The 26,965-nt window shown below is 68.6% G+C and carries 28 protein-coding genes; 25 read left to right on the forward strand and 3 right to left on the reverse strand.

Annotated features, from left to right (window positions below):
* The first annotated feature begins 1 nt into the window (after position 1).
* From AB0H42_RS00140 to AB0H42_RS00250, 23 genes are all read left to right on the forward strand, one after another.
* Complete coding sequence (locus AB0H42_RS00140; RefSeq protein WP_357047382.1) at positions 2-793, forward strand: ABC transporter permease subunit; 792 nt, start codon at positions 2-4, stop codon at positions 791-793.
* On the forward strand, positions 793-1,692 hold the full coding sequence (locus AB0H42_RS00145) for an ABC transporter permease (protein ID WP_357047385.1): 900 nt from the start codon (positions 793-795) through the stop codon (positions 1,690-1,692). Before AB0H42_RS00140 ends, AB0H42_RS00145 begins: the two co-directional genes overlap by 1 nt.
* Positions 1,685-2,506 carry an ABC transporter ATP-binding protein gene (locus tag AB0H42_RS00150; protein WP_357047388.1) on the forward strand — a complete coding sequence of 274 codons (822 nt, stop codon included), beginning with the start codon at positions 1,685-1,687 and terminating at the stop codon, positions 2,504-2,506. The genes AB0H42_RS00145 and AB0H42_RS00150 overlap by 8 nt, the downstream gene beginning before the upstream one ends.
* On the forward strand, positions 2,506-3,381 hold the full coding sequence (locus tag AB0H42_RS00155) for an FAD binding domain-containing protein (protein ID WP_357047391.1): 876 nt from the start codon (positions 2,506-2,508) through the stop codon (positions 3,379-3,381). The genes AB0H42_RS00150 and AB0H42_RS00155 overlap by 1 nt, the downstream gene beginning before the upstream one ends.
* The gene (locus AB0H42_RS00160; RefSeq protein WP_357047394.1) at positions 3,374-3,922 is read left to right on the forward strand and encodes a (2Fe-2S)-binding protein; all 549 of its coding nucleotides are present in this window, start codon (positions 3,374-3,376) and stop codon (positions 3,920-3,922) included. The genes AB0H42_RS00155 and AB0H42_RS00160 overlap by 8 nt, the downstream gene beginning before the upstream one ends.
* The gene (locus AB0H42_RS00165; protein WP_357047397.1) at positions 3,919-6,336 is read left to right on the forward strand and encodes a molybdopterin cofactor-binding domain-containing protein; all 2,418 of its coding nucleotides are present in this window, start codon (positions 3,919-3,921) and stop codon (positions 6,334-6,336) included. Before AB0H42_RS00160 ends, AB0H42_RS00165 begins: the two co-directional genes overlap by 4 nt.
* A gap of 132 nt (positions 6,337-6,468) precedes the next feature.
* A complete protein-coding gene (locus AB0H42_RS00170; RefSeq protein WP_357047400.1) occupies positions 6,469-7,311 on the forward strand; it encodes an aspartate dehydrogenase domain-containing protein in 843 nt (280 codons plus the stop codon).
* 165 nt (positions 7,312-7,476) lie between these two features.
* Entirely contained in the window at positions 7,477-9,093 is a 1,617-nt protein-coding gene (locus AB0H42_RS00175; protein ID WP_357047403.1) for an aldehyde dehydrogenase, read from the forward strand.
* Positions 9,094-9,105: 12 nt separating this feature from the next.
* The gene (locus AB0H42_RS00180) at positions 9,106-9,447 is read left to right on the forward strand and encodes a RidA family protein (protein ID WP_357047406.1); all 342 of its coding nucleotides are present in this window, start codon (positions 9,106-9,108) and stop codon (positions 9,445-9,447) included.
* 44 nt (positions 9,448-9,491) lie between these two features.
* Positions 9,492-10,010: a cupin domain-containing protein gene (locus AB0H42_RS00185; protein WP_357047409.1), complete on the forward strand. Its 519-nt coding sequence runs from the start codon at positions 9,492-9,494 to the stop codon at positions 10,008-10,010.
* A 31-nt stretch (positions 10,011-10,041) separates the two neighbouring features.
* On the forward strand, positions 10,042-10,995 hold the full coding sequence (locus tag AB0H42_RS00190) for a PDR/VanB family oxidoreductase (RefSeq protein WP_357047412.1): 954 nt from the start codon (positions 10,042-10,044) through the stop codon (positions 10,993-10,995).
* Positions 10,996-11,023: 28 nt separating this feature from the next.
* Positions 11,024-11,986, forward strand: coding sequence for a VOC family protein (locus AB0H42_RS00195; RefSeq protein ID WP_357047415.1), 963 nt, complete (start codon positions 11,024-11,026; stop codon positions 11,984-11,986).
* A gap of 16 nt (positions 11,987-12,002) precedes the next feature.
* The gene (locus AB0H42_RS00200; RefSeq protein ID WP_357047418.1) at positions 12,003-12,830 is read left to right on the forward strand and encodes an alpha/beta hydrolase; all 828 of its coding nucleotides are present in this window, start codon (positions 12,003-12,005) and stop codon (positions 12,828-12,830) included.
* Entirely contained in the window at positions 12,827-13,567 is a 741-nt protein-coding gene (locus AB0H42_RS00205) for an SDR family oxidoreductase (RefSeq protein ID WP_357047421.1), read from the forward strand. The genes AB0H42_RS00200 and AB0H42_RS00205 overlap by 4 nt, the downstream gene beginning before the upstream one ends.
* 52 nt (positions 13,568-13,619) lie before the next feature.
* Complete coding sequence (locus AB0H42_RS00210; protein ID WP_357047424.1) at positions 13,620-14,408, forward strand: SDR family oxidoreductase; 789 nt, start codon at positions 13,620-13,622, stop codon at positions 14,406-14,408.
* 56 nt (positions 14,409-14,464) lie between these two features.
* Positions 14,465-16,141: a thiamine pyrophosphate-binding protein gene (locus AB0H42_RS00215; protein WP_357047427.1), complete on the forward strand. Its 1,677-nt coding sequence runs from the start codon at positions 14,465-14,467 to the stop codon at positions 16,139-16,141.
* Between the two features lie 4 nt (positions 16,142-16,145).
* Complete coding sequence (locus AB0H42_RS00220) at positions 16,146-16,736, forward strand: alpha/beta hydrolase (protein WP_357047430.1); 591 nt, start codon at positions 16,146-16,148, stop codon at positions 16,734-16,736.
* Complete coding sequence (locus AB0H42_RS00225; RefSeq protein WP_357047433.1) at positions 16,729-16,956, forward strand: recombinase-like helix-turn-helix domain-containing protein; 228 nt, start codon at positions 16,729-16,731, stop codon at positions 16,954-16,956. Before AB0H42_RS00220 ends, AB0H42_RS00225 begins: the two co-directional genes overlap by 8 nt.
* Position 16,957: 1 nt before the next feature.
* The gene (locus AB0H42_RS00230) at positions 16,958-18,043 is read left to right on the forward strand and encodes a Rieske 2Fe-2S domain-containing protein (RefSeq protein WP_357047436.1); all 1,086 of its coding nucleotides are present in this window, start codon (positions 16,958-16,960) and stop codon (positions 18,041-18,043) included.
* On the forward strand, positions 18,040-18,381 hold the full coding sequence (locus AB0H42_RS00235) for a hypothetical protein (RefSeq protein ID WP_357047439.1): 342 nt from the start codon (positions 18,040-18,042) through the stop codon (positions 18,379-18,381). Before AB0H42_RS00230 ends, AB0H42_RS00235 begins: the two co-directional genes overlap by 4 nt.
* A complete protein-coding gene (locus AB0H42_RS00240; protein WP_357047442.1) occupies positions 18,378-18,776 on the forward strand; it encodes a RidA family protein in 399 nt (132 codons plus the stop codon). The genes AB0H42_RS00235 and AB0H42_RS00240 overlap by 4 nt, the downstream gene beginning before the upstream one ends.
* Before the next feature lie 50 nt (positions 18,777-18,826).
* A complete protein-coding gene (locus AB0H42_RS00245; protein WP_357047444.1) occupies positions 18,827-19,954 on the forward strand; it encodes an FAD-dependent monooxygenase in 1,128 nt (375 codons plus the stop codon).
* A gap of 223 nt (positions 19,955-20,177) precedes the next feature.
* The gene (locus tag AB0H42_RS00250) at positions 20,178-21,269 is read left to right on the forward strand and encodes a phosphotransferase family protein (protein WP_357047448.1); all 1,092 of its coding nucleotides are present in this window, start codon (positions 20,178-20,180) and stop codon (positions 21,267-21,269) included.
* A gap of 234 nt (positions 21,270-21,503) precedes the next feature.
* Here AB0H42_RS00250 and AB0H42_RS00255 read toward each other — a convergent pair whose 3' ends face one another.
* The 3 genes from AB0H42_RS00255 to AB0H42_RS00265 are packed head-to-tail and all read right to left on the reverse strand — an operon-like array spanning position 21,504 to position 24,723.
* Positions 21,504-22,376 carry a sugar phosphate isomerase/epimerase family protein gene (locus AB0H42_RS00255; RefSeq protein ID WP_357047450.1) on the reverse strand — a complete coding sequence of 291 codons (873 nt, stop codon included), beginning with the start codon at positions 22,374-22,376 and terminating at the stop codon, positions 21,504-21,506.
* Positions 22,373-23,563: a dihydrodipicolinate synthase family protein gene (locus AB0H42_RS00260; protein ID WP_357047453.1), complete on the reverse strand. Its 1,191-nt coding sequence runs from the start codon at positions 23,561-23,563 to the stop codon at positions 22,373-22,375. The genes AB0H42_RS00255 and AB0H42_RS00260 overlap by 4 nt, the downstream gene beginning before the upstream one ends.
* Positions 23,560-24,723 carry a Gfo/Idh/MocA family oxidoreductase gene (locus tag AB0H42_RS00265; protein ID WP_357047456.1) on the reverse strand — a complete coding sequence of 388 codons (1,164 nt, stop codon included), beginning with the start codon at positions 24,721-24,723 and terminating at the stop codon, positions 23,560-23,562. Before AB0H42_RS00265 ends, AB0H42_RS00260 begins: the two co-directional genes overlap by 4 nt.
* A 176-nt stretch (positions 24,724-24,899) precedes the next feature.
* Between AB0H42_RS00265 and AB0H42_RS00270 the strand changes: the two genes are divergently transcribed.
* Both AB0H42_RS00270 and AB0H42_RS00275 read left to right on the forward strand, forming a co-directional pair.
* Positions 24,900-25,940 (forward strand): LacI family DNA-binding transcriptional regulator, encoded by a 1,041-nt coding sequence (locus AB0H42_RS00270; RefSeq protein ID WP_357047459.1) that lies wholly within the window; start codon positions 24,900-24,902, stop codon positions 25,938-25,940.
* Between the two features lie 126 nt (positions 25,941-26,066).
* Positions 26,067-26,939, forward strand: coding sequence for an ABC transporter permease (locus tag AB0H42_RS00275; protein WP_357047462.1), 873 nt, complete (start codon positions 26,067-26,069; stop codon positions 26,937-26,939).
* The last annotated feature ends 26 nt before the right edge of the window (positions 26,940-26,965 follow it).

Genomic DNA, 26,965 nt, shown 5'->3' on the forward strand with positions numbered 1-26,965 from the left:
GATGAATCTCCTCAGTGAGCCGCTCGGCCGGAAGCAGCAGGTCGTCTATGGAATCGTGGGCGTGCTCGGGACGGCCGCGCTGACCGAAGTGGTCATCCGGACCGGAGTGATCTCCACACCCGGGCTGCCCGTTCCGAGCCGGGTGCTGGCGGAGACCGGTGCACTGTTCGGAGATCAGATCTTTTGGCAGGAGGTCGGTTTCACCCTCCGCGAATGGATGCTCGGCCTGCTGATCGCGACCGTGGCCGGGATGGTGCTCGGCGGCCTGATGGGCGCCTTCGCGAAGGTGTTCCTCGCCTTCGAACTCCCGGTCGAGGTTTTCCGGGTTCTGCCGTCGGTCGCGTTGGGTCCGGTGCTGGTGTTGCTGCTGGGTTCGGGGATGTTGCCGCTCTCGATCACGGTGGCGCTCGCCTGTATGTGGCCGATCCTGCTGAACACCCTGTACGGCGTTCGCGCCACCGACGCCACCGCTGTGCAGACGGCCCGGACCTTCGGCCTCTCGGGGATCGCGATCCTGCGCCGGATCAAGATCCCCAGCGCGCTTCCCTTCGCGTTCACCGGGATCCGGATCGCCGCGTCGATCGGGCTCATCGTCGCCGTCAGCGCGGAACTGCTGATCGGCAATGGGCAGGGGATCGGCGGTTACATCCTGCTCAACAGCGCCAACGCCACCAACCTCGACACCGTATACGCCGCGACGCTGGTGGCCGGGGTCCTCGGCCTGGCGGTGAGCACCGTCTTCACCGCCCTCGACAACAAGGTGTTCGCATGGAAGAAGGGGCTGGCCCAGTGATGGTCGCATCGACCGACGACACGGGACTCGCCGCGCCGGCCGTGCGGCCGGGTCCGACGTCTGCCGCGCTCGCCTCGGCCCCGCGCACACGCGGCTTCCTGCCGGAGCTGCTGGGCAACACGGGCATCCGGTTGCTGGTTCCGGTACTGATTCTCGCCGCGTGGTGGGGCCTGTCGCAGTCGGAGGTCGGCTCACTGATCGTGGCGCCGCCGTTCGAGGCTTTCGAGCGGGTCTTCACCGACTTCTTCAGCGCCGACGCCGGCCGGCTCTTCCTCGGCGACGCGACCTTCGACCATTTCTTCCCCAGCGTCTACCGTGCGATGGCGGGACTACTGCTGGCCGTCGTGATCGGGGTGGCGCTCGGGGTCGCGCTGGGTATCGTTCCCGTGCTCACGGCCCTGTTCCAGCCGCTCATCCATCTCGGGCGGTCGCTGCCCAGCCCGGCCCTGCTGGGGGTGTTCTTCTTCCTGTTCGGAACGGGGGACAGTCCGAAGGTCTTCCTCATCGCGTTCTCCGTGGTCTGGCCCATCCTGTTCAACACGATCGACGGTGTGCAGAGCGTGGGAACCGGCCGGATGCAGGCGGCCGCGGTGTTCAAGATCTCGCGCTGGAATGTGCTGACGCAGATCATCCTGCCCGGCGCGGGGCCCAAGATATTCGCCGGTATGCGGACCGCGATGTCGCTGTCGCTCATCATCATGATCATCTCCGAACTGCAGAAGGCCGAGAACGGTCTCGGATATCTCCTGATCCGGTCACAGCGCGACTTCGACTACACCGGATTCTGGTCGGTCCTGATCGTGCTGGCCGCCCTGGGCGTCGCACTCAACTTCATCTTCGTGTTCGCCGAACGGCGGGCGTTGGCCTGGCACCGAGGAGTGACTCAGCAAAATGACTAGTACAGATGTGACGACCACGTCCGCCGAGCTGGTCCTCACCGGCATTTCGAAGTCCTACGGAACCAACCTCGCGGTCCGCGATATCACCGCCGACGCCCCGGCCGGAAAGGTCAGCGTGATCGTCGGGCCCTCCGGCTGCGGCAAGTCGACCCTGCTGCGGATCATCAGCGGACTCGATGTACCGACGACCGGTGCGGTCACCTTCGACGGGCGGGCGGTGTCCGGGGTCCCCGACGGCCTGGCCATGGTGTTCCAGGACTACGCGCGCTCGCTGTTCCCGTGGATGCGGGTGGACAAGAACATCGCCTTCCCCCTCGATCATCTGTCGCGGCCGGCGCGGGCCGTCCGGGTCCAGGAAGCCATCGACGCGGTCGGCCTGTCGGGCAAGGAGAAGCTCTACCCGTGGCAGATGTCGGGCGGTATGCAGCAGCGCGTCGCCATCGCCCGGGCGCTGGCCAGCCATCCCAAGCTGCTGCTCATGGACGAGCCGTATGCCTCGGTCGACGCGCAGACCCGCGCCGAACTCGAGGATCTGCTCCTGACGATCCAGGCCAGGCTCGGCATTACCGTCCTGGTGGTCACCCACGATATCGACGAGAGCGTGTACCTCGCCGATCACATCATCGTGCTGTCGAAACCGCCGAGCGTCGTGGCCGAGACGATCGAGGTCGATCTGCCGCGGCCGCGCGATCACATCACCACCAAAACGGATCCACGATTCGTCGAGATCCGTTCGCACGTGACAAGGCTGCTGCGCGGTGAGGGCGTGGCAGCCGACGGCCCGCGCGATTCGGTTGTGAGCAAGGCGCACTGATGCGGGCCACGGTCGACGGATCCGGAATCATCGCACAGAGTCAATCGGCTCTCGCGCCGTTCCGGTTGTACCGCCCGGAATCGGTCGCCGAGGTGAAGGCGGTGCTCGCCGCCGACCCGGAGGCCGTGCTCGCCGCCGGATGCAGCGATCTCGTCGCCAGGATCCGGGAGGGCTGCACGCCCGCGGCGCTGGTATCACTGCGGAAAGTGACCGGCCTGAAGACGATTACGCACCACGACGGTGTCCTGCACCTGGGGTCGATGGTCACCCATCACGAGGGCGCGACCAGTGCGATTGTGATCGCGGCGATCCCCGGACTGGCGACGGCCTGGTCGCGGATCGCCACCGTCCGGATCCGGTACACCGGCACGGTCGGCGGGAATCTGATGGCCCGGCGCCATCGCTACGAGATGCCGTTGCTGCTGGGTGCCCTCGACGCCCGGTTGCCGATGTCGGACGGCCGCACTCTCGCCCCCGGCGAACTGTGGACCGACGACACCACCGCGCTGCTCGCCGGTATCGAGGTGGCCACCGCGGATCTGGTGTGGTTCGGGTACGAGCGTTCGATGCGCCCCACCACGACGGTCGCGCTCGCGATCCGGCGGGGTGCCGACGCCACCCTGGCCGTCCACGCCACCGCGGGGTCGGAGTACCGCCGCGGTATCTCGCTGCGTGTCGACACCGAGGCCACGTCGGCGGCCGGTATCGACGCGATGCCGACCGCCGCGGCCCTCGCCGCGCAACTCCCGGACGATATCGGCGATTACACCGGGTCCGCCGAGTACCGCAGGCACCTCGTCGCCGTGCTGACCCGCAGGCTGCTCCGCGAGGCAGCCACTGCCACTCCCCAGCGTGAGGACCAATCGCATGTGTGATTCCGATGCCGAGACGAGACCGGCCGGCGCGGACGTTCCGCCGAGCGCGCTCGACACCTCGATAGATTTCAGCCTGAACGGCGAGAAACAGAACTGCAGAATCGATTCCAGCGCGGTCCTGCTCGATGTGTTGCGCGACGACTTCGGCTGCCGGGGCGTGCGGCGTTCGTGTGAGCGCGGTGTCTGCGGAGCCTGCACGGTACTCGTCGACGATGTTCCGGTCGCCTCCTGCTCGACATTCGCGTTCGCGGTCGACGGCGCCACCGTCGAGACCGTCGAGGGACTGGCGGCCGCGGACGGAACCCTCTCGCCGCAGCAGCGGGCGTTCGCGGAATGCGGCGGTTACCAGTGTGGTTTCTGCACCTCCGGGATGCTGATGCTGACGACCGGTCTGCTGCGCCGGGAGCCCACGCCGGACCGCGGCACCATCCGCGAATGGATCAGTTCGAACACCTGTCGCTGCACCGGCTACGAAATGATCATGGAATCCGTCGAACGCGCGGCGGAACTGACGGCCGCGCAGGACGGGGATTGCGAATGACGGCGGTATCGGGTCGGTCCGCGGTCCCCGGTCCGGTGGTCGAGGCGCGCACCCATCTGGTCGACGCGGGGAAAAGCCTCGGCGGGTACCGGATCCGGAAGTTGCCGACCGCGCCCCCGGAACACCGAGTGGTCGGCCGGGACGGCCCGCGGGCGGACGCGACGGCGAAGGTGACCGGACGGGCCGTGTACGGGGCCGATATCGTGCGCCCGGGCATGCTGCACGCGAAGGTGCTGCGCAGTCCGCACGCGCACGCCCGCATCGTCTCCATCGACACCGCGGCCGCACGGGCGCTGCCGGGTGTCACCGCGATCGTGACCCAGGACGAGATCGACGGTTTGCAGTGCTACGGGACCATGGTCAAGGACCAGCCGGTGGTCGCGACCGGTGTCGTCCGATACGTCGGTGACGTGGTGGCCGCGGTCGCCGCCGTCGACGAGCGCACCGCGCTCGCGGCGCTGGACCTGATCCGGGTCGAGTACGAGGTGCTGCCGGCGGTGTTCACCGTCGCCGCGGCGCTCGCGGAATCGGCGCCGGTCATCCATCCGGACGAGCCGTTCGGGGTGATCCCGAAGTACGGCCGGGGCGCGTCGGCGTCGCTGCGCAGCGAACCGAACGTGAGCTACGAGTTCCGGTACCGCACCGGCTCGCCCGACGTGTGGGACACGTGTGACCACATTTTCGAGGACACCTTCGAGTTCTCGCGGATGAACCATATGCATCTCGAACCGTTCGTGACCGTCGCCGAGGCGAGCGCCGACGAGATCGAGGTGTGGACCTCGACGCAGGCGCCGTTCAACCTGCGCAAGGAACTGGCGCGCGTGTTCGGGCTGCCGGAGAACCGGATCCGCGTCCACGTCCCGTTGATCGGTGGCGGTTTCGGCGCGAAGAACGGGCCCAAGGCCGACCCGATCGCGATCCGGCTCTCCCAGCTCAGCGGCGGGCGGCCGGTCCGGTTCGGTATGACCACCGAGGAGGTGTTCCTGACGGTCTCGCAGCACGCGGCGACGCTCAACGTGAAATCGGGTGTCCGAGCCGACGGGACCTTCGTCGCACGGCAGTCGACGGTGCTGCTCAACGGCGGCGCCTATGCCGAGCACAGTCCGGCCGTCGCGGAGAAGGCCGGCTACCGGATGCCCGGTGCATACCGCTGGCAGTACATCGATTCGGTGTGCAAGGTCGTCACCACCAACACCGTGCCGGCCGGGGCCTACCGCGGGTTCGGTGGCACCCAGGCGACATGGGCCAGTGAGCGCCAGGTGGATCTGATCGCGGATCGCCTCGGACTGGATCCGTACGAACTGCGGGTGCGCAATCTCAAGGCGCTCGGTGAGGAGTTCGTGCCGGGGGAGTCCGGGATCGACTCCGACCTGGCGGCGGGGATGCGGCTGGTGGCCGGCGCGATCGGTTACCACGAGCGCGCCCGCACCGGGAACCGGGGGATGGGCGTGTCGGTCGGCGTCAAGGACGGCGGCGGTATCAACAAACCGGCGATGGCCAGGGTGAAGGTCACCACGCGGGGTGACGTCCTGCTCAACTGCGCGCTCACCGAGATGGGGCAGGGTGGGCACTCCGCGATGGCGCAACTGGTCGCCGAGGTGCTGCGCTGCGATCCCGCGCGGGTGGCCTACGCGCGTATCGACACCGACAACACTCCGTTCGATCAGGGGACCAATGCGTCCTCTGGAGTCGCGGTGATGGGTCAGGCGGTGCGGACGGCCGCCGAGAAGCTCCGGGATGAGGTACTCGACTGGGCCGGTACGCAACTCGCCGTCGATCCCGCCGGACTCGATCTCGTGGACTGGCAGGTGCGCACTCCCGACGGGACCGTGCACGACCTGTTCCCGATGATCATGGACGTCTTCGGGAACACCGGATTCGAGTTCTCCGCCGACGGTTTCTACAAGGCGCGTAATGATCACCGTGCGCCGCTCGAGGCCCCGTGTGTGTTCTGGGAGATCGGCTGGGCGGCCGCCGAAGTGGAGGTCGACCCCGAGACGGGCCGGATCACCGTGCTGCAACTGGCGGTCAGCGGTGACGCAGGCAAAGTGATCAACAAGATCGCGTGCCGCGGTCAGGACGAAGGGGCCGCGGTATTCGGACTGGGACAGGCGTTGTTCGAAGAACTCCGGTACGACCCGGACGGTGAACTCCTCAACGCCGAGGCGCTGCTCTACCGGGTGCCGCTCGCCGAGGACATCCCCGAGCGGTTCGTCTCCATCACGCAGGAGCAGGGCCACGGTGCGGGACCGTTCGGCAGCAAAGGTATGGGGGAGGGCGGGATGCTACCTGTCGCCAGTGCCATCGCCCAGGCCGTCGCCGACGCGGTGGGCGTACAGCTCACCGAACTCCCCCTGTCACCGCAACGGGTCTACGAGGCGATTGCCGCGCGCGGGGCGGAGGGGGCGCGATGAGGCGATACCTCCGCCTGCGCTACGGCCTCCGCCGACCGCAGGTAACCGTTTTCATGGGGGTGCGATGAGGCGATATCTCCGCCTGTGCTGCGGTCTCTGCCGACCGCGGGTAACTCTTTTCCAGGGGGCACCATGATTTCGGAGTACCACAGCACGCGCCCGGCCGCCGTGGTGCGCGGAGGCCGGGAACCGGCGCGGGTGTGCGTGCTCGGTTACGGGAGTATCGGCGCGGTCGTGGCCGATCGGCTCGTCCGCGGCGATGTGCCCGGCGCCGAGCTCGTCGGGATCGTCAATCGGTCCCCGGTCGAGCATCTCCCCGCGCCCGCGCTCTCGCTCGCGGACGCGCTCGAGATCGCGGATGTGGTGGTCGAATGCGCCTCGCAGGAGGCGGTCTGGGAGGTCGGCCGGCAAGTGGTCGACGCCGGGTGCGACCTTCTGGTGTCGTCGGTCGGGGCGCTGTCGGATCCGGCGTTCGCGCAGCGGATCGCGGGTAGTGGACCGGGGCGGGTCGTGTGTACACACGGTGCGGTCGGTGGTCTCGACCTGCTCGCGGCCGCACGCGACGCGGCGCCGTTCGACCGCGTGCTCGTCCGGTCGACGAAATCGCCGGGGTCGCTGGTGCAACCGTGGATGGACGCGGCGCAGCAGCACCGGATCAGTACCACCGCGACGCGGCTGCGCGTCTTCGCGGGCAGCTCGGCCGAAGCGGCGCGGCTGTTCCCGAAATCGCTCAATGTCGCCGCCGCGGTGAGTTTCGCGGTGAGCGATTGGGAGACGGTATCGGTCGAGTTGTACGCCGATCCGGACGCCGAGCTGACCTGTCACGAGATAGAGGCATCGGGGCCGATCGGCAGGTACTCGATCAAGATCGAGAATCTGCCGAGCGCGGACAATCCGCGTACCAGCGCGGTGGTGCCGTACTCGATCCTACGGACGCTGGCGCACCTGACCGGCTCCCCGAATCTCATCGCCTGACCGGACCGTTCGCCACGACAACGAGCGCTCGAAGCGGACCGGACCGGGCGGTTACGACAAATTCACGCAGACATCTTGACGGTAAGTATCTTTTAGCTCAGACTCTTTTACCGGAGGGATTCGGAGCTCCGAGTGTTCCGGACAAGTGCTGCGACAGAGGAACGGATGAAGACTCCGATGGACTTACAGAGCAGCACGAGCACTCGTTCGCCGCAGGCGGCGAGCGGGACCTCCGCCTGCGGGCCGGAAGTCCCGGCCGTGCCCGCCGCCACCGCGGACCTCGACCGTTCGTGGGCGGCCGCACCGGTCCCCGACACGACCGACGAGATCTTCGTGGCCGGCCGGTGGGTGCGTGGCTCGGGCAAGGTCATCGAATCGGCCGATCCGGCCACCGGCCGGGTCTTCGCCCGCCTGCACGGCGCCGTGGCAGATGATGTCGACCTGGCCGTCGACGGCGGTCTGCGGGCCGTCGCGAGTTCCGGCTGGGCCGAACTGCTACCGCATGAGCGCGCGGCCGTCCTGTACCGCATCGGCACCGCGATCGAGGCCAACGCCGACCGCATCGCCGCCCTGCAAACCGTCGACACCGGAAAGACGCTGGCCGAGACCGGCGCACTCGCACGCAGCGCCGCCGGCACCTTCCGGTTCATGGCATCGGCGCTCGAGACGATGGAGGAGGCGATCACGCCCCGGCGGGGTCCGTTCCTCACCTTCGCCACCCACGAACCGATGGGCGTCGTCGGCACCATCACGCCATGGAACTCGCCGATCGCCTCGGACGCGCAGAAGATCGCCCCGGCCCTCGCCGCGGGCAACGCGGTGGTCGCCAAACCGCCGGTATGGGCACCGTGGGTGACCCTGTTGCTGGCCCGGCTGGCGGAAGAGGCAGGTCTGCCGCCCGGTCTGCTGTCGGTGCTGCCCGGCCCGGGCCGGACCGTCGGCGACGCGCTCGCCCGGCATCCGGGCATCGGCAAGATCTCGTTCACCGGTGGCACCGCGACCGGCCGCGCGCTGGCACATATCGCCGCCGAGAAGTTGATGCCGATCACGCTCGAACTCGGCGGGAAATCGCCCACCATCGTCTACGCCGACGCCGATCTCGAGCAGGCGCTCGCCGGGGTCCTGTACGGCATCTTCTCCTCGTCGGGTCAGAGCTGTATCGCCGGTTCCCGGGTCTTCGTCCAGCGCGCGGTGTACGACGAGTTCGTGGACCGGCTCGTCGCGGCGACCACGGCACTGCGGGTGGGACGGGGTACCGATCCGCGCACCCAGGTGGCCCCCATGGTCTCCCACGAGCACCGCGACGGGGTCGCGGCGATGGTCGACGACGCGGTGCGCGCGGGGGCGAGGGTGCTGTGCGGCGGCGCCGCCCCCGCGGACCCCGCACTCGCCGACGGCGCGTACTACCTGCCCACCGTGCTCACCGGCGTCCCGAACAGCGCGACGATCTGCCAGGAGGAGATCTTCGGGCCCGTCGCCGTCGTACTCCCGTTCGAGGACGAGGCCGATGTCGTCGCCCAGGCCGATGACACGGTGTTCGGCCTGGCCTGCGGGATCTGGACCTCGGACTACCGGCGCGCCTGGCGCACGGCCCGCGCTGTCCAGGCCGGAACGGTGTGGATCAACACCTACAAGCAGTTCAGCATCTCGACCCCCTTCAGCGGGCTGAAGGACAGCGGTATCGGGACCGAGAAGGGCCGCGACGGAATCCGGTCCTACATGAATCAGAAAAGCATCTACCTCGACGTGTCCGGGCAGCCGCTGCCCTGGGCAGGTCTGTGAGAAGGGAGCACCATGAGCGCTCATCCCTACAGCCCGGCCTTCGGTATCGCCGGCTTCGGATTCGTTTCCGGCGCACTGTCGGTCGACGAGGACGGCGTCGCGGTCCCCGGCCGCCGGGCGGCCCTCGAAGCCGCGATGGCCCGGCTGAGGGAGCGGCTCTCGACCATCGATATGACGCTCGAGAACGTCGTGAAGACCACCTATTTCGTCACCGACGTCGCCCTGCGTGACGAGGCGAACCGGCACTACGAGTCGGTGTTCGCCGAACCGCGTCCGGCGCGGTCGTTCGTCGAGGTCGCCGCGCTGCCCTACGGCGCGACGGTCGAGATCGAGGCCATCGCCCACCGCGGGTGACGCACCCGCGTCCCACGGATCACCCCCAGAGGAAGGCACACATCATGTCCAGCACCGAAAAGACCGGCGTCGATCTCGACGCCCTGATCGACTCCTGCATCGCCGCCGCCGACACCCGCTACGAGGACTGGGACACGCTCGGGTTCCAGGCGGCCAAGGGCGGCGACCGTTTCAAGCGGGCGCAGATCCGCTACATCGGCTCGGGTGCCACCGGCAACCACGACACCGACAACAACATCATCAAGGCCGACCACTTCACCTTCTCCAATATGCGCCTGCCCGCGGGCGCGGTCGGCCCCGAGCACACCCATCACGACGTCGAAGAGGTCTTCTACGTGCTCGAGGGCGAGATCGAGGTCGCTGTGCACGATGTCGAGGACGGGACGAAGAAGGCGGTGCGCACGCTCGGCTACCGCGACCTGATCCGCGTCCCCGCCGGGGTGCCGCGCAGCCTCGCGAACGTCTCCGATGCCGACGCCCTGTTCTGCGTCATCATCGGCACCCCCAAGCCGCAGCTGCCCACCTACCCGCCCAGCTCCGAAATGTTCGGCGTCACCCGCTGATCCGAGCCGGAAGAAGTACGAGGAGAGCCCGATGGACGAGCCGATGAGGCGGACGCTGCGCGTCCAGCAGAAGACCTGGGAAGCCGACGGCGTCGTCAGCATTACCTTTGTCGACCCGTCCGGTGCGGAGTTGCCCGCCTGGGAACCCGGCGCGCATCTCGCGCTGTATCTGCCGAACGGGCTCGTCCGGGAGTATTCGCTCTGCTCGGACCCGTCGGACCGGTCGCGCTGGACGGTGGCGGTGCTGCGCACACCGGATTCGCGGGGCGGCAGCACCCATATCCACGACCTCCTGCCGGTCGGTGGGCTGCTCGAGGTCGAGGGGCCGCGCCAGAATTTCGCGCTCGACACCGCGGCCCGCCACATCCTGGTCGCGGGCGGGATCGGCATCACCCCGATCCTCTCGATGGTGCGCACCCTGCACCGCGACGGCGCGAACTGGACGCTGCTCTACACCGGACGATCCCGGTCGACGATGGCGTTTCTCGACGAGCTCGGCTCCCTGCCCGTCGACCGCGTGACGATCCACGCGGACGACGAGGCAGCGGGTCGATTCCCCGACCTCGCCGGGCTGCTCGGGGATGTCGAAGCCGATACCGTCGCCTACTGTTGCGGTCCCGAGTCGTTGATGTCCGCCTGCCGGGAGGCGCTCCCGGACCCCGGGCAGTTGCGTATCGAGCGATTCAAGGCACCCGAACCGGTCGCCGCCGGGGAGGACACGGCATTCGACGTGGTCCTCGCGGGCAGCGGGCGCCGGATCCCGGTCGGCCCGGAGGTCTCGGTGCTGAGCGCACTGCAGAACGCCGGTGTGCCGGTGGCGAGTTCGTGCACCGAAGGTATCTGCGGGACCTGCGAGGTCGGCGTCGTCAAGGGCGATGTCGAACACCGCGATTTCCTGCTCTCGCCCGATGAACAGCAGACCGGCGGCACCATGTTCGTCTGCGTGTCCCGGTGCCGCTCCGCCGAGCTCGTCCTCGACCTGTAACCGGCCACCCTCGACAGAAAGGTCGATCATGCGATTCTCCGGAACACCGGTCTGTACTCTGCGCGCGTTACGGTCGGTATCGGTCACGGTGCCCGATCCGGTCCGCTCGCGCGACTTCTATCACGAGGCATGGGGGTTGAGCACCGTCGACGAAGACGGTGACACCGTCTGGCTGCGTGCCACGGGCAGCGAGCACCACGTGCTGCAGCTGCGCGCCGGCACCGGTAACGCGCTGGACCGGATCTCGTTCGCGCTCGGGACTCCGCGCGAGGTCGACGAGGCGGCCCGCGCGCTCCAGAAGCTGGGTATCCCGCTCCTGCGCGAACCCGGTCCGCTCGACGACGCGGGCGGTGGCTACGGTCTGCAACTCATCGACCCGGAGGGCCGCTGCCTGGAACTGTCCGCCGATACGTTCGCCGTCTCGGCGCAGGAACCGGCCGGCCGCCGGGCGATCCCCCGCAAGCTCGCGCATGTCGTGCTCAACACCAGCGATATCGATCGCACCGCCGACTTCTACACCCAGGTGCTCGGTATGCGGATCTCGGACTGGTCCGAACACCAGATGACCTTCCTGCGCTGTAATTCCGACCACCATGTCATCGCCCTGAACCAGGCCGGCTTCCCGTCGATCAACCACGTGGCCTACGAGATGGAGAGTCTCGACCATTTCATGCGGGGGCTCGGCAGTCTCAAACGCAGCGGCATCGCCCCGCAGTGGGGTCCCGGCCGGCACGGCCCGGGCGACAACACCTTCTCGTATTTCACCGACCCGGCCGGGCTGGTGTGCGAATACACCTCCGAGGTGGCCCAGATCGACGAGGACCGCTGGCTGTGCCGGACCTGGAAGCGTACGCCCGAACTCTCCGACCAGTGGGGGACGGCGGGGCCGCCGACGACCACGGTCCGCGCGGCGATGGCCGGAGTACCCGATCTCGGGCATCGCGACCTGGTCACCCCGGGTATCGACGACTACTTCTACGGGGGACAGTGATGCGGCGGGTCCAGCCGTGACCGGCACGGCCTCGCCGGCCCGGGCGACCCGATGGGTTTCGGCGCGGGGCATCTCGCTCGAGGTCCGCGGCGCGGGCGATCCGGTGCTGCTCCTGCACGGTATCGGCGGAAGTGCGGCGGCCTGCGGTGCGCTGGCCGGGGTACTGAGCGCGCACGGCTACCGCACGTACTGCTGGGACGCGCCGGGATACGGGCGGTCGGACGATCCGGCGCCGAGCGCGAGCGGATCCACCGAAGGCTACGACCACGCGCTGGTGGTCGCGGAACTGATCGCCGAGCTCGGTGGCGGGCCGCTACATCTGCTCGGGACGTCGTGGGGCGGGGTGATCGCGACCGCGGTCGCCGCCGCGCATCCGGCGTCGGTCCGTTCACTCGTCCTGGCCGACAGCACCCGCGGCTCGGGTGTGCACCCGGCGCGGGTGCAGGCGATGCGGGCACGAATCGGTGAGTTGCGTGAACTCGGCGGCCCGGCCTTCGCGGCGGACCGCGCGTCACGACTGGTCTCGCCCGCCTGCGGCGACGAGATCGCGCACGCGGTGGAATCCGATATGGCACGAGTCCGGCTGCCCGGTTACACCGCCGCCGCCGAGTTCATGGCCCGCACCGATACCGGGCCGAGCCTGGCCACCCTGGCGGCACCCACGCTGGTGCTGGTCGGGGCGGACGACATCGTCACCGGTGTCGACGAATCCCGGTTGCTGGCCGACGCGATTCCCGGGGCCCGCTTCGGGCTGATCCTGGGCGCCGGACATGCGGCAGTGCAGGAGAAGCCGGTCGAGACGGCCGCGCACATCCTGCGGTTCTGGAAGGAACTGGACGAATGAGCAGACTTGTCGTGGTCACCGGGGCGGGCCGGGGACTGGGTTTCGCGATCGCCGAGCGGCTGGCCGCCGGGGGTGACCGGGTTGTCCTCGCGGAGATGCGCGCCGAGTCGGCCGAAGGCGCCGAGAAAACGCTGCGGGACAAGGGGTACGACGTCACCGCGGTGGTCACCGATATCGCCGACCGTGATTCGGTGGTGGCCCTCGCGCGCCGGATGGAGGCGCTGGGTGGCGCGGACGCGCTGGTCAACAATGCGGCGCTCGCGGACGGTGTCGGCGGTGATGCGTTCTGGGAACTCGATGAGGGGTTCTTCCAGAAGGTGATGACCGTCAACGCGTTCGGGACCTGGCTGGTCAGCAAACATCTCTTCGCCCAGCTGGCGCGTGGGGGCCACGGCGCCATCGTGAACATCGCCTCCGACGCCGCCCTGTACGGCTCGCCACGCCTGGTGCACTATGTCGGCTCCAAGGGCGCGGTCATGGCGATGACCCGCACGATGGCCCGCGACGGCGGCCCGCACGGGCTGCGGGTCAACGCCGTCGCACCCGGCCTGACCCGGGTCGAGGCGACGGCCACGGTGCCGGCGTCGCGGTATCGGCTCTACGCCGACAACCAGGTGCTGGACCGCGAACAGACACCCGATGACGTCGCGGGCACGGTGCAGTTCCTGCTCTCGGACGCGGCGAGCTACCTGACCGGCCAGACCCTGGTGGTCGACGGCGGATTCGTCATGAACTGACCGTCCGCCCCGGCTTTCCGAAACTCATCCCGCACAGAGAGACCGACCCTCGATGGATCTGCAACTCACCGGCCGCACTGTGGTCGTCACCGGCGCGAGCTCCGGGGTGGGACTGGCGACGACCCGGATGCTCCTCGCCGAGGGCGCCCGGATCGCCGCCTGCGCCCGCGATCTGGACCGGTTGCGTGCCGCGATCGATTCGATCGGCGATATCGATCCCGCCGCGGTCCACCTCGCGGCCTGCGATGTCACCGACCGCGCCGAGGCCGAAGCCTTCATCGGCGCCGCCGCCGACCGTTTCGGCGGTATCGACGGGCTGGTGTGCAATGCCGGTCGCTCCCTGATGGCGCCGCTGGCGGAGACCACCGACGCGCAGATCCGCGCGGAATTCGACCTGAAGATCTTCGGCTCCTGGAATCTGGTGCGTGCGGCCCGCAGTGCGCTGGCCGCCGCGGACCGCGGCGCCGTTGTCAATGTCAACGCGATCCTGTCCCGGCAGCCGGAGTCCCGGCTGGCCGTCACCTCGGCCGCGCGGGCCGCGCTGCTCAACCTCACCCACTCCATGGCCGAGGATCTCGCCGCGGACGGCACCCGGGTGAACTCGGTGCTGCTCGGGCTCGTCGACACCGGCCAGTGGCGTCGCCGGTTCGAGACCTCGGGGACCGCACTCGACTACGACGCGTGGAGTGCCGAGATCGCCGCCGACCGCGGTATCGCGCTGGGCCGGTTCGGCACCGCCGAGGAGGTCGCGTTCCCTATCGTCACCCTGCTCTCGCCGCTGAGCGGCTACACGACCGGCACCGGCATCGATGTCGGTGGTGGCGTCGGCCGCTACATCTGACCATCAGCCCGGCCCGGCGGATCCGCCGTTCCCAGATCTCTCCGGAGGACACACCCATGACGACCACCGACAGCCCCGCCGCGAAGGGGCCCACCGGCGGCGATGTGCTCGTCGCCGTGATGCGCAGGCACGGCATCGATACCGCGTTCGGCGTGATCAGCATTCACAACCTGCCCCTCGTCGAAGCGGTGGCGCGGGAGCTGAACTTCGTGGAGGTGCGGCACGAGGCGGCGGCGGTCAACGCCGCCGACGGGTACGCGCGCGCGACCGGAAAGATCGGTGTCGCGATTACCAGCACCGGAACCGGCGCCGGCAATGCCGCGGGTTCGATGCTCGAAGCGCTGACCGCGGGGAGCCGGGTACTGCACGTGACCGGCCAGATCGAGAGCGAGTACCTCGGTTCCGGCGGGTCGACCCGGGGCGTTATCCACGAGGTGCCCAAACAGCTACAGATGCTCGACGCTGTCTCCCGCTATGCGGCGACCATCGAAGCTGCGGAGGATGTCGAAGCGGATCTGGAAACCGCCATCGCCCATATCCTGGCCGCGCCGCAGGGCCCGGCCAGTGTGGAATGGCCCTCGGATCTGCAATATCTGGCGCGCCCGGCCGATCAGCGCGAATCCGAGCCGCCGGTCTTCGACGTGCCGGTCCCGGAGCGCGATGCGATCGCCGAGGCCGTCGCGTTGCTGGCGGCGGCCGAGCGACCCCTGCTCTGGGTGGGCGGGGGAGCGGCCGGCGCCGGATCCGAACTGGCCACACTGCTGCACGCCCTCGAGGCGGGGCTGCTGACCAGCAACTCGGGACGCGCGATCGTGCCCGAGGACGACCCGCTGGTGATCGGGAATTTCGCGACGGCACCGGAGGTCGCGCCCCTGCTCGCGGACGCCGACCTGCTGCTGTCGATCGGCACCCACTTCCGCTCCAACGAGACCAAGAGCTACCACCTGCGGTTACCGGTTACGCAGATTCAGATCGATGTGGACCCGGCGGCCATCGGCCGTGTCTATCCGGCGAAGGTCGGCCTTGTGGGTGATGCCGCGGCGACCCTCGCCGCGATCAACGACGGCCTGACGAGCACATCGGTGGACCCGGGATGGTCCGGCCGGGTCACCGGCACCAGGGTGGCGGTCCGCGCGGCGCTCACGGCCTATATCGGCGGGTACGCGGAGATCTGTGAAGGGATGCGGTCGATACTGCCGCGCGAGTCCGTGGTCGCGCGCGATGTGACCATCCCCTCCAGCCAGTGGGGTAACCGATTGCTGCCCTTCTACGAACGCGAGACCAATATCTTCCCCCTCGGCGGTGGTATCGGGCAGGGGCTGGCCATGGGGATCGGCGCCGCGCTCGGCCGGCCCGAAGTGCCGACCGCCGTGATCGCCGGGGACGGCGGTCTCGCCGTGCACCTCGGCGAACTCGCCTCGCTCGCCGGCAGCGGCGCCTGGTGCGTCGTGGTGATCTTCAACGACGGCGGTTACGGTGTGCTGCGGAACATGCAGGCGGCCAACGGTTTCGACCGTTCCGGTGTCGACCTGTTCACCCCCCGGTTCGATCTGCTCGCGGCCGCACTCGATATGCCCTACACCCTGGTCCAGGGCCCGGGGCGGTTCGCGAAAGCGTTCGCGGACGCGGTAGCGACCCGCGGTCCGGCGATCGTCGAGGTCGACGTGGCCGCGGTCGAACCACCGCCCGGCCCGTTCACCCCACCGGTGCACATCCCGGTCCGGGAGGGTTGAGCCGATGACCGGCAACGAATGGGCGGATGACACCCCGGCGTGCGCGCTGGTGTGTCTGCACGCCGGGCCGGATCCGGCCCGCTGGTTCGCCGACCAGGTCGAAACACTCGGCGCGATCGCGCACCGGTCCCGGGAGCTGGACGCGGCCGACCCGGAGTCCGTCGACGCCTGGGTACACGAGGTCGCCTCCGGCGTGACCGCCCTCGGCCACCACCGCGTGCACCTGCTGGCGACGGGCGCCACCGCATATGGCGCCATCGCCCTCGCCGCCCGGAACCCGGCACTCGTCACCAGCCTCGTGCTCGGTGACCCGGAGGTCGACCCGGACGCTCCCGGGTACGGCGAACTGCTGGCGCGGGTGGCCGCCCCGACCCTGGTGATCGCCTCGGTCCCCGACGAGCGCGTGGATATCGCGCAGGCACAGAGCATCGCCGGTGGCATCGACAACGGAGTGTTCGTCGTCATCGACGGCGGCCCGATCCCGGCCCACCGCGAACGCGCCGCCTCGTTCAACGAATGGCTCACCGCGTTCACCGTCATCGCCGAAGGTCTCGATGCCATGGCATCGCAGCAACAGGAGAAAACCAATGACTGACACCACCGAGCACTACCTCGAGCCCAATCAGACACACCCCGAACCGATCAGCCCCTACGAAACCAAGCTGTCCGGTTCGATCATGGAGGTTTTCGGCCGGGGCACCCACGATCTGCCCGGGCTGATCGCGGGACTGAACGAGCTGGGCTTGCATGCGCCCGACGGACAGGCCTGGACCGAGGACAATTTCCGCGCCGAGATGCGACGACTGGGAGACTGAGATGACCACCGCGACCACATCCGCCCCGACCGCGACCGGCGGTCCGAAGAAGCGCGCGGCCGGTGTCCGCAAGGAGATGACCGCCGCGGATATCGCCGCCGCCGGGCTGCGCGACCGGTGGTATCCGATCCTGCCCTCGCGCATGGTGAGGCCCGGGGAGTCCAAGAAGGTCACCCGGCTGTCCGTCGACTGGGTGCTGTTCCGGGATCCGCAAGGGACCGTCCATATGCTCGAGGACCGCTGCCCGCATCGCAGCGCGCCGCTGTCGGTGGGTCAGCACCTCGGCGACCGGCTCGCCTGCAAGTACCACGGTGTCCAGGTGGACGGCACCGGCACCGTCGTCTCCGTGCCCGGTATGCCCGGCTGTGCGCTCGAAGGTAAGCGGGCGACGGTGTCGTTGCGGGTGGTCGAGGCCGCCGACACCATCTTCGCGTTCGTGCCGCTGACCCAGGAGTCCGGGCCCACGCCGTTCGTCCTGCCCGACCGGCTCACCGACGAGGCGGTGTCCTGGTTCCCGAACTTCGCGGAATGGGCGGGGCCCTGGCGTTTCTATATGGACAACGTCCTCGATCCGATGCACGGTGCGTTCCTGCACCGCGATTCGCATTCGATGTTCGGCGGCGACACCTCGGCGCGTTTCCGCATCCGGGAGACCGACCGCGGCTTCTTCTTCGAGAAGACCGATCAGGTCGGCGTGAACTTCGACTGGGTCGAGTACGTGCGCGGATCCATGGACTACGTCGACCTGGAGATCCCGTACGCGCCGAATGCCGGTCCCGGCGGCGTCTTCGGCATCGTCGGTATGGCCACGCCGATCGACGCGGACAACTCCGCGATCTTCCACTGGCGCACCCGGCGTGTCGACGGCTGGCAGCGCGAGGTGTGGCGCTTTCTCTACCGCACCCGGCTCGAGGCCCGGCACTGGGAGGTGCTCGAACAGGACCGCGAGGTGCTCGAGGCACTGGCCGCCGACGCCGATCACGAAGAGCACTTGTACCAGCACGATCTCGGTGTCTCGCGGATTCGCCGCATCTACCGGGCGGACGCGAGGAAACAGGCGGCGATTTTGGCGGGCGAAACGGTATGAGCGCGCCGCGAGCGGATGCCGCCGACACCATGATGCTGACAGTGTTCCTGCGACACGACCAGTCGCAGAATCTGGAGCAGATCCAGGGCCGGCTCGACGAGGCCGGCTGGTGGCAGCATTTTCCGCCCGCGGGCTGCGAGGTCGTCTCCTGGGTGGTCGCGATGGGCGTGGGACAGATCGTGACATTGCGACTACCGGTGGCGCGGCTCGCCGCCGTCAATGTGGAGCTGGAACGGCGGGCGTGGGGTGTGTTCCACACCGACTTCTACCCGACCTACGATTTCGTGCCGGTACGTGAGCGGCTGACCCGCGAATCCGGCGAGCGGCGCGGCGTATGACCCGGGTCGCGGCGGAAACAGTCGCGGAAGCGCCGCGGCCGGGGATGTTCAGCAATGCCAGGGTGCACGGCGATCAGTTCTTCCTGTCCGGTATGCATGCCGGCGGGCCGGGCGGGATCGTCGGTGGCGCCGACACCTACCTGCAGGCCCAGGAGGCGTTCCGGCGGGTCCGGGCGCTCACCCAGGCGTGCGGGGCCGTCGTGGACGACATCCTCGTAGTGCGTGTCTATCTGACCGATATCGCCGACCGGGCAGTGGTCGGCCGGGCGCGCTCCGAGGTGTTCTCCGGCGACTTCCCGTGCTCGACGCTCGTCGAGGTATCGGCGCTCGTCGAGCCCGGCCTGAAGGTGGAGATCGAGGCCCAGGGAGTCATCGGGTCACACAGCGGCACCTGATCCGCCGCCGGTTCGGATCACACGCACACTCTCGAAAGTTGAGGAAAAATATGAGCAAGGCACCGAGTGTGGCCGTCTGCGGGGCGGGAATCGGCGGTCTCACCGCGGCCCTCGCGCTCCGGAAGATCGGCATCGACGCGCAGGTCTTCGAGCGGACGAGCCGATTCGCCCGGGTCGGCGCGGATATCAATCTCACGCCGAATGCCGTCCGCGCGCTCGACGGTCTCGGCCTGGGTGCGGCGCTGCGGGATTCGGCGGCCCGGCCGCAGTTCCGGATCAGCCGGACCTGGGATACGGGCGCGGAGACCTCACGGCTCGAGATGGGCTCGTCGGCGGAGAAACGTTACGGATCACCGCAGCTCACCCTGCACCGCGGTGACCTCATGTCCGCCCTCGAGTCGGCGCTGCCGAGCGACAGCGTATCGCTGGGCCGACAGGTCGTCGATGTCCGCGACGGGTCCGTCCATTTCGCCGACGGCGGTGTGCACCGAGCCGACGTGATCATCGGCGCGGACGGTATCCATTCCGCGGTCCGCACCGCGTTGTTCGGCCCGGAGCACCCCACCTTCACCGGTGTCGTGGCGTTCCGCGCGGTCGTCCCGGCGGCGGCGGTCGCCGCGGTGCCGAATCTGGACTCCTTCACCAAATGGTGGGGACCGGACGCCGCGACGCAGATCGTGACGTTCCCGCTGAGCCAGGGCAAGGACATCTTCATCTTCGCCACCTGCGCGCAGGACGAGTGGACCGAGGAGTCGTGGACGACTCCCGGCAGCGCCGACGAACTGCGCGACCTGTACCGGGACTTCCACCCGGAGGCGCGCGCCCTGCTCGACGCCTGCGACGACGTCCTGAAATCCGCGCTGTACGTCCGTGATCCGCTGCCGACGTGGACCGCGGGCACGGTCACACTGCTCGGCGACGCGTGCCATCCCATGATGCCGTTCATGGCGCAGGGGGCGGGGCAGGCGATCGAGGACGCGGTGGTGCTGGCGCGCTGCCTCGGGTCGGACGGCTACACCGGCGTGGCCGATGCCCTGGCCGGGTACGAGAACACCCGGATGGAGCGGACCGCACGGATCCAGCGCGGCTCCCGGTCCAACGAATGGCTGAAAACGGCGGGCAACGGTGACTGGGTGTACGAGTACGACGCCTGGAGCGCGCAACTGTTCGGCGCATAGGATCGATGGCCCCCTTGTGCCCTCTGCGGAGGCGCGTAACTCGCCCGCGCCTGCTCAGCGCGTCGATACTCGCCCTGAGGGGCTCCCGGCGGGTCATCTCGGAACGGTAGGCGTTCGTAATATGGGGCACTAGCGAAAAACGTCTCTTATGTAGCAGACTGGGCGGAGGCAGGACGGACCGCGGTGCGGTACCGGTGGCCGAACCCGAGGAGATGGCGAGTCGATGAGCGACGACGGAAGTGAGCTATCGGCGGTCCCGGGCGTCGCCGCCGGTGTCGATGTCGAGCGGGTCACCGCCTGGTTCGCCGAGCACGTCCCCGCGGTCGCGCCGCCCCTGCGGTTCGAGCTGATCACCGGCGGCCGGTCCAATCTCACCTACCGTGTCCGCGACGAATCCGGCGGCTGCTGGGTGCTGCGCCGGCCGCCCACCGGACACGTCCTGGCCTCGGCACACGATGTCGTCCGTGAGTTCCGGATCCTCGATCTGCTCGCCGGCAGTCCGGTTCCCGTTCCGCCGGTGCTGGGCTGCTGCACCGACCACGCCGTGACCGGCGCCGATTTCTACGTGATGGAGAACGTGGACGGCGTCGTTCCCGACGACGCGGTCTCCGCCGCCGCGATCCCGCGGGAGAGTCGCGCCGCCGCTTCCCGCGATATCGTCGATACGCTCGCCGCCGTGCATGCCGTCGACACCACCACCGGGCCGCTGGCCGAGCTGCGCAGACCCGGTAGCTATCTGGAACGCCAGCTGCGTCGCTGGCACCGTCAGCTCACCGCCGGCGGCATCGGGCGCGGACCTCTTGGGGAGGTCCACGACCTCCTCGCCCGGCGGATGCCGGACGAGCGCTGGACCGGGATCACCCACGGCGACTTCCGTCCGGGCAACCTGCTGATCGGGCCCGACGGCACCGTCCGGGCCGTGCTGGACTGGGAGCTGTGGACCGTGGGCGACATGATGGCCGATATCGGCTGGCTCGCCGCGGCCTGGACCTCGGCCGAACCGTTCGGCTGGGCTCCCGACCCCGCCGAGGGCTACCTCGATATCGACACGGTGCTGTCCCGCTACGCCGACGCCACCGGCCGGGCCCTCGACGACCTCGCCTACTACCAGGCGTTCGCGCTGTGGCGGTTGGCGGCCATCGCGGAGGGAGTGGCCGCGCGTTTTCGCGCCGGAGTGATGGGCGAACAGGATATCGATGTGGCGGAGCTGTCCGAGCGGCCCGCCCGGCTGGCCGAATCTGCGCGCGCGGCACTTATCGGCCGAACGATCGGCGCCGGCGAATTTCCGCACCGGGGTCACCCCACCGGGGCGTAGACGGCCAGATGCAGATCCGGTTGGTCGGCGGGCGCCAGGCGATGGTGCTCGTAGCGCAGCAGCCCGCGGCCGGATGCCGGAAGACCCGCGTGCGCGAGGCGAAGCCCTCGATGTGGTGGCTGCGCCAGCTCTCACGGAAGTGCAGGTCGTCGGATCCCAGTAGCTCCTGGATCATCGGCGAACGGGCCGGATCCCCTAGCAGGCTGCGGTCCTGGGCCGGCTGCCCTGTCTCGTTCAGTCCACGAGGGACGGTAGGACCAGATCTCGGAAGCGCTGCTTCATCGTCTCGATCACTTCGTGGCCGTCGGCCGCCCATAGTGCGGCATTGAAGATTTCGACCTCGACGTCGCCGCGGTACCCGGCGTCGCGAACCCACCGCCCGATGGTCGCGAAATCGATGACGCCGTCGCCCATCATGCCGCGCGACAGCAGCGGATCGGCGGTCATCGGGTTCAGCCAGTCACACACCTGATACGAGCTGATCCGTCCGGCGGCACCGGCCTGCGCGATCTGCTCTTCCACGGTCGGATCCCACCAGATATGGAAGGTGTCGACCACGACGCCCACGGTTTCCGCCGGATACGGCTGCGCCATCGACAATGCCTGCGCCAGGGTGGAGATCACCGCACGGTCGGCACAGAACATCGGGTGCAGCGGTTCCAGGGCGAGGCGGACACCGCGCTCGGCCGCATACGGGACCAGCTGGGCGAGCCGCTCGTCCACTCGCGCCCGCGCGGCGACGAGGTCCCGGTCCGGTATGCCGCCGACCACCATCACTAGTTCCCGCGTGGCCAGTGTCGCCGCGTCGTCGATGGCGCGGCGGTTGTCGTCGAGTGCCGCCTGCCCGGCACCGGGCTCGGTCAGGAAGCCGCCGCGGCACAGGCTGGAGACACGCAACCCCGCATCGGCGACGGTCTTCGCCGCGGCGGCGGCGCCGATTTCGTCGACCCGGTCGCGCCACAGCCCGACCGCGCCGAGCCCCGCCCGGGCAGCACCGTCCACCGCCTCGGTGAGGGTCCACCGTTTCGTCGTCGCCGTATTCAGCGACAGCGACCGGTACGGATCCGCAAGATCGAATGGTGTGTGCCGTGCCGCAACCGATGTCATGAGATCGATCCGTTCAGTTCGAGGTAGACCCGCATCCGATGCGCGGCCAGTTCCGGGTCCGAGAGCAGTCCGGCCTTGTCCGCGAGCCGGAACAATTCGGCCATATGAGGTAGGGATCGGCCCGTGGACAATCCCGCCACCATCGAGAAACCAGGTTGCTTGCCGTTGAGCCACGACAAGAACGCGATACCCGTCTTGTAGTAATAGGTCGGTGCGGCGAAAATATGCCGTCCGAGTGCCTGGGTGGTGCCGAGGATCTCCGACGCACGCGCCACATTGCCGTTGTCGAGTTCCTGTAGTGCGGTGGATGCGGCCGGGTAGATGGCCGCGAAGATACCCAGCAGTGCATCCGAATGCCCTTGGGCGTCGCCGATGATCAGTTCGGGATAGTTGAAATCGTCGCCCGTGTACAGCCGTACCCCGTCGGGCAGCGCGCGTCGCAGTGCGACCTCGTGTGCCGCGTCGAGCAGCGAGACCTTGACTCCGTCGATCTTCGATCGGTTGTTCTCGACGAGCGTGCGGAAGGTCTCGGTGGCGGTATCGATATCGGCGCTGCCCCAATATCCGTGCAGCGCGGGATCGAACATGGTGCCGAGCCAATGCAGGATCACCGGCCGATCCACACCGGCCAGCAATTTCTCGTAGACGGCGAGGTAGTCCGCGGCCGAACGGGCGACCTGTGCGAGTGCCCGCGAGGCCATCAGGATCACCTGGGCTCCGGCGTCGGTCACCACGTCGATCTGCTCGCGATAGGCGTCGACGATCCTGGCGAGACCGGCCGATCCGGAGGAAAGTCCGGCGAGGTCGAGCTGATCGGTTCCGGCGCCGCAGGCGAGCCTGCCACCGACCGCGGCCGCCTCGGCGCCGGAGCGCCGGATCAGTTCCGCGCTGGCCGGCCAGTCGAGGCCCATTCCGCGCTGTGCGGTGTCCATGGCATCGGCGACACCGAACCCGTAGGACCACAATTCGCGCCGGTAGGCCAGCGTCGCGTCCCAGTCGAGGGCCGCGGGCGCGCCCGGGGTGTTGTCGCCGGTCACCCGCGGGATCACATGCGCGGCAGCGAAGGCCACGCGCGAGGTGATCGGTCCCGCCGGCCGTGTCCAGGCGCCCGGTGCACCGAGAACATACGGCTCGAGCCGGCCGTCCGTGGGCAGTACGACCGACACACCCGTGGATGTCGCGGTCACAGCGTGACCTCCGGGATTTCGATCCGGCGGCCTTCGGCGGAGCTGCGCAGCCCCAGTTCGGCCAGCTGAACACCGCGTGCGGCGGAGAGCAACCCGTAGCGGTGCGGTCGTCGGTTCACCACGTCGGTGAGGAACTCCTCCCACTGCAACTTGAACCCGTTGTCCAGATCGGCGTTCGCGGGGACTTCCAGCCATTGATCACGGAACGGCTCGGTAACCGGGAGGTCCGGATTCCAGACCGGCTTGGGCGTGTGCGAGCGATGCTGGGCGACGCATTTGCGCAGGCCGGCGACGGCAGAGCCGTGCGTGCCGTCGATCTGGAACTCGACGAGCTCATCGCGGTACACGCGCACCGCCCAGGACGAGTTGATCTGCGCGACGACGCCGTTCTCCATCTCGAAGATTCCGTAGGCGGCATCGTCGGCGGTGGCGGGGTACGGCTTCCCCTGTTCGTCCCATCGGGTGGGGATATGGGTTGTCGCCTTCGCGGTGACCGCCTCGACCTTGCCGAGCAGGCCCCCGAGCACGTAGTTCCAGTGGCAGAACATATCCACGACGATGCCGCCGCCGTCTTCGGCCCGGTAGTTCCAGCTGGGTCGCTGGGCGGGTTGGCCGTCGCCTTCGAAGACCCAGTACCCGAATTCGCCGCGCAGCGACAGGATCCGGCCGAAGAAGCCTTCGTCGACGAGCCTGCGCAATTTCACCAGACCGGGCAGGTAGAGCTTGTCGTGCACGACTCCCGCGGTGACGCCGGCGTTCGCCGCCGCCCGGGCGAGTTCGACGGCCTCGGTCAGCGTTTCCGCGGTCGGCTTCTCGGTGAAAACGTGTTTGCCCGCCTTCATCGCCGCCGCGAGCGCCGCCGCGCGACGGGAGGTGACCTGCGCGTCGAAGTAGATATCGATGGACGGATCGGCGATAACGGCGGCGGCGTCGGTGCTCCATTCGGCGATGCCGTGCTGTTCGGCAAGCTCGGCGAGTTTGGCGGCATTGCGGCCGACCAGGACCGGCTCCACCAGGACGCGGGTGCCGTCCGGGAGCAGCAGCCCGCCGCCGTCGCGGATCGGCAGGATCGAACGCATCAGGTGCTGGCGGTAGCCCATGCGACCGGTGACGCCGTTCATGGCGATGCGGAGCGTGCGCGGGGCAGTGGAATCGGGCATTGGTCTGTGCCTCTTCTGATTTGCGTGGCTGACGACCGCAGAATGGGTCGTGGACGGTGCGGGTGAACCCGCATACGTCGAGTGGACGAGTCAGCGTCGGAATGCGCTTTCCAAGCTATGCTAGTCCCGAAGTCCGGTCAACCCCCACGCTCCACGACAGAACGAGGCACCTGGCCATGGCGGCTGTGAGATTGCAAGATGTCGCGACCCGGGCGGGCGTCTCCCTGGCGACCGCCTCTCGGGTGCTCAACGGTTCGGCGCGGGTGCCCGGCGAAGGCGTCGCCGACCGGGTGCGCACCGCCGCCACCGAACTGGGATATGTGGCAAATGCCCAGGCACAGGCCCTGGCGCGGGCTTCGACCGGACTCATCGGACTCGTCGTGCACGATATCGCCGATCCCTACTTCTCCTCGATCGTGCAGGGTGTCCAGGCGGCCGCGCGCCGGGCGGGCAAACTCGTCCTGCTGGCCAGTACGCAACGCGATTTCGATATCGAACGCGAATCCGTGAGCACCTTCATCTCGCACCGTGCCGACGCGATCATCCTGGCGGGCTCACGCCAGAGCGGGGATCTCGACCGTGATCTCGAAAAGGAATGCGCGCGGTATCTGGACAACAGCGGCAAGGTTGTGGTGATAGGACAGCCGCTGTCCTTCGGTGCCGCCGTGGAGCCCGAAAATCACACGGCATCAGCGGAATTGGCGTTCGCCCTACTCGATCAGGGGCACCGGGATTTCGCCGTCATCGGCGGGCCGGGCAATATCAGAACCGCGGTCGACCGGCGCAACGGGTTCGTCGAGGCGCTCGCGACGCGGGGTGTGACACCGCTGGTGGAGATCGCGGGGGATTTTTCCCGGGACGGCGGTGCCGGCGCCGCCCGTCGCCTTTCCGCCGCGTTGGACCTGCACCCGGGGCGGCCCGGCCACGTCGCGCCCTGCGTTTTCGCGGTGAGCGACGTGATGGCGATCGGGGCGATCGCGGCGTGGCGTGAGCTGGGCCTCGCGGTCCCCGACGATGTCTGCGTCGCCGGGTTCGACGATATCCCGACGCTGCGTGACCATGTGCCCGGTCTGTCGACGGTGGCGCTACCGCTGGTGGAGATCGGCGAGCGTGCCGTCCGGCTCGCGCTCGACGCCTCCGCGACGGCCGCGCAAGTCCACGAATTCGTGCCCGGATGCGTGGTCCTGCGCGAAAGCAGCGTGCCACGACCCGCCTGAACTGGGAAAATTACTAACCCTTGACACTGTGGGTCCGGTCACACTAGCCTCGGTGACAGCTTCGGAAAGCGCATTCCCGGCGGGTGTAGTGCGAACCCCGCTCCACTACTAGCTTTAGGACTCCAGATGGCGGTAGTCACGTCCGTCGAGGCCGGTTCCTCCCCACCGCAAGCCGCGCAACCCGTCCGTACGCGGCGCCGGAAGCTCCCCTCCCCATCCACGCTGTGGTCAACCGTGTGGCGGCCGCTCGCCCTGGTGGCGGTGCTCGTCGTCGCCTGGTGGGCCGTTACCGAGTTCGAGCTCGTCGAGCCCTATATTCTGCCGTCGCCGGCGGATACCTGGCGCACCGCCGCCGACAACTCGGCATACCTGCTCCAGAACACCTGGGTGACGACCTACGAGACAGTGGTCGGTTTCGTTATCGCCGCGCTGATCGGCGAAGCCGTCGCACTGGTGATGATCTACTCGCGCGGTGTCGAGCGAACGATGTACCCGCTCATCCTCTTCGCGCAGGTCATCCCCAAGATCGCGATCGCCCCGCTGTTCATCGTATGGCTCGGGTTCGGCACCAGCCCCAAGATCCTCGTCGCCGTACTGATGGCATTCTTCCCGATCGTCATCGCCGGGATGGCGGGGCTGCGCTCGGTGGACCCCGAAATCCTCGAGCTCACCTCCACCATGGGCGCGAGTAATTGGAAGACGTTCGTGAAGGTTCGTTTTCCGGCGTCGCTGCCACAGTTGATGTCCGGCCTCAAGATCGCCGCCACCCTCGCGGTCACCGGCGCCGTCGTCGGCGAATTCGTCGGCGCGAACGAGGGGCTCGGCTACGTGATCCTGCAGGCCAACGGGAATATCGACACAGCGATGCTGTTCGCCGCCCTCATCATCATGTCCGTACTGGGCATCATCCTGTTCGCGATCATCGAAATCGCCGAGCAGTTCCTCATTCCATGGCACGCCTCCCGTCGATCCACGGCCTCGGCCGTCGGCGCGGCATGAGCACGCCGAACCACCGCATTCGCGCC

The organism is Nocardia sp. NPDC050799 (assembly GCF_040654015.1).
GTDB lineage: Bacteria > Actinomycetota > Actinomycetes > Mycobacteriales > Mycobacteriaceae > Nocardia.

Excerpts from the sequence above, each read along its gene's own strand:
- AB0H42_RS00270 (WP_357047459.1), top strand. The coding sequence starts at position 24,900 with ATGGCGGCTGTGAGATTGCAAGATGTCGCGACCCGGGCGGGCGTCTCC.
- AB0H42_RS00190 (WP_357047412.1), top strand. The coding sequence starts at position 10,042 with ATGGACGAGCCGATGAGGCGGACGCTGCGCGTCCAGCAGAAGACCTGG.
- AB0H42_RS00150 (WP_357047388.1), top strand. The coding sequence starts at position 1,685 with ATGACTAGTACAGATGTGACGACCACGTCCGCCGAGCTGGTCCTCACC.
- AB0H42_RS00180 (WP_357047406.1), top strand. The coding sequence starts at position 9,106 with ATGAGCGCTCATCCCTACAGCCCGGCCTTCGGTATCGCCGGCTTCGGA.
- AB0H42_RS00230 (WP_357047436.1), top strand. The coding sequence starts at position 16,958 with ATGACCACCGCGACCACATCCGCCCCGACCGCGACCGGCGGTCCGAAG.
- AB0H42_RS00225 (WP_357047433.1), top strand. The coding sequence starts at position 16,729 with ATGACTGACACCACCGAGCACTACCTCGAGCCCAATCAGACACACCCC.
- AB0H42_RS00185 (WP_357047409.1), top strand. The coding sequence starts at position 9,492 with ATGTCCAGCACCGAAAAGACCGGCGTCGATCTCGACGCCCTGATCGAC.
- AB0H42_RS00275 (WP_357047462.1), top strand. The coding sequence starts at position 26,067 with ATGGCGGTAGTCACGTCCGTCGAGGCCGGTTCCTCCCCACCGCAAGCC.
- AB0H42_RS00165 (WP_357047397.1), top strand. The coding sequence starts at position 3,919 with ATGACGGCGGTATCGGGTCGGTCCGCGGTCCCCGGTCCGGTGGTCGAG.
- AB0H42_RS00220 (WP_357047430.1), top strand. The coding sequence starts at position 16,146 with ATGACCGGCAACGAATGGGCGGATGACACCCCGGCGTGCGCGCTGGTG.
- AB0H42_RS00170 (WP_357047400.1), top strand. The coding sequence starts at position 6,469 with ATGATTTCGGAGTACCACAGCACGCGCCCGGCCGCCGTGGTGCGCGGA.
- AB0H42_RS00195 (WP_357047415.1), top strand. The coding sequence starts at position 11,024 with ATGCGATTCTCCGGAACACCGGTCTGTACTCTGCGCGCGTTACGGTCG.
- AB0H42_RS00255 (WP_357047450.1), bottom strand. The coding sequence starts at position 22,376 with ATGACATCGGTTGCGGCACGGCACACACCATTCGATCTTGCGGATCCG.
- AB0H42_RS00155 (WP_357047391.1), top strand. The coding sequence starts at position 2,506 with ATGCGGGCCACGGTCGACGGATCCGGAATCATCGCACAGAGTCAATCG.
- AB0H42_RS00235 (WP_357047439.1), top strand. The coding sequence starts at position 18,040 with ATGAGCGCGCCGCGAGCGGATGCCGCCGACACCATGATGCTGACAGTG.
- AB0H42_RS00245 (WP_357047444.1), top strand. The coding sequence starts at position 18,827 with ATGAGCAAGGCACCGAGTGTGGCCGTCTGCGGGGCGGGAATCGGCGGT.
- AB0H42_RS00210 (WP_357047424.1), top strand. The coding sequence starts at position 13,620 with ATGGATCTGCAACTCACCGGCCGCACTGTGGTCGTCACCGGCGCGAGC.
- AB0H42_RS00250 (WP_357047448.1), top strand. The coding sequence starts at position 20,178 with ATGAGCGACGACGGAAGTGAGCTATCGGCGGTCCCGGGCGTCGCCGCC.
- AB0H42_RS00240 (WP_357047442.1), top strand. The coding sequence starts at position 18,378 with ATGACCCGGGTCGCGGCGGAAACAGTCGCGGAAGCGCCGCGGCCGGGG.
- AB0H42_RS00140 (WP_357047382.1), top strand. The coding sequence starts at position 2 with ATGAATCTCCTCAGTGAGCCGCTCGGCCGGAAGCAGCAGGTCGTCTAT.
- AB0H42_RS00145 (WP_357047385.1), top strand. The coding sequence starts at position 793 with ATGGTCGCATCGACCGACGACACGGGACTCGCCGCGCCGGCCGTGCGG.
- AB0H42_RS00205 (WP_357047421.1), top strand. The coding sequence starts at position 12,827 with ATGAGCAGACTTGTCGTGGTCACCGGGGCGGGCCGGGGACTGGGTTTC.
- AB0H42_RS00265 (WP_357047456.1), bottom strand. The coding sequence starts at position 24,723 with ATGCCCGATTCCACTGCCCCGCGCACGCTCCGCATCGCCATGAACGGC.
- AB0H42_RS00160 (WP_357047394.1), top strand. The coding sequence starts at position 3,374 with ATGTGTGATTCCGATGCCGAGACGAGACCGGCCGGCGCGGACGTTCCG.
- AB0H42_RS00175 (WP_357047403.1), top strand. The coding sequence starts at position 7,477 with ATGAAGACTCCGATGGACTTACAGAGCAGCACGAGCACTCGTTCGCCG.
- AB0H42_RS00215 (WP_357047427.1), top strand. The coding sequence starts at position 14,465 with ATGACGACCACCGACAGCCCCGCCGCGAAGGGGCCCACCGGCGGCGAT.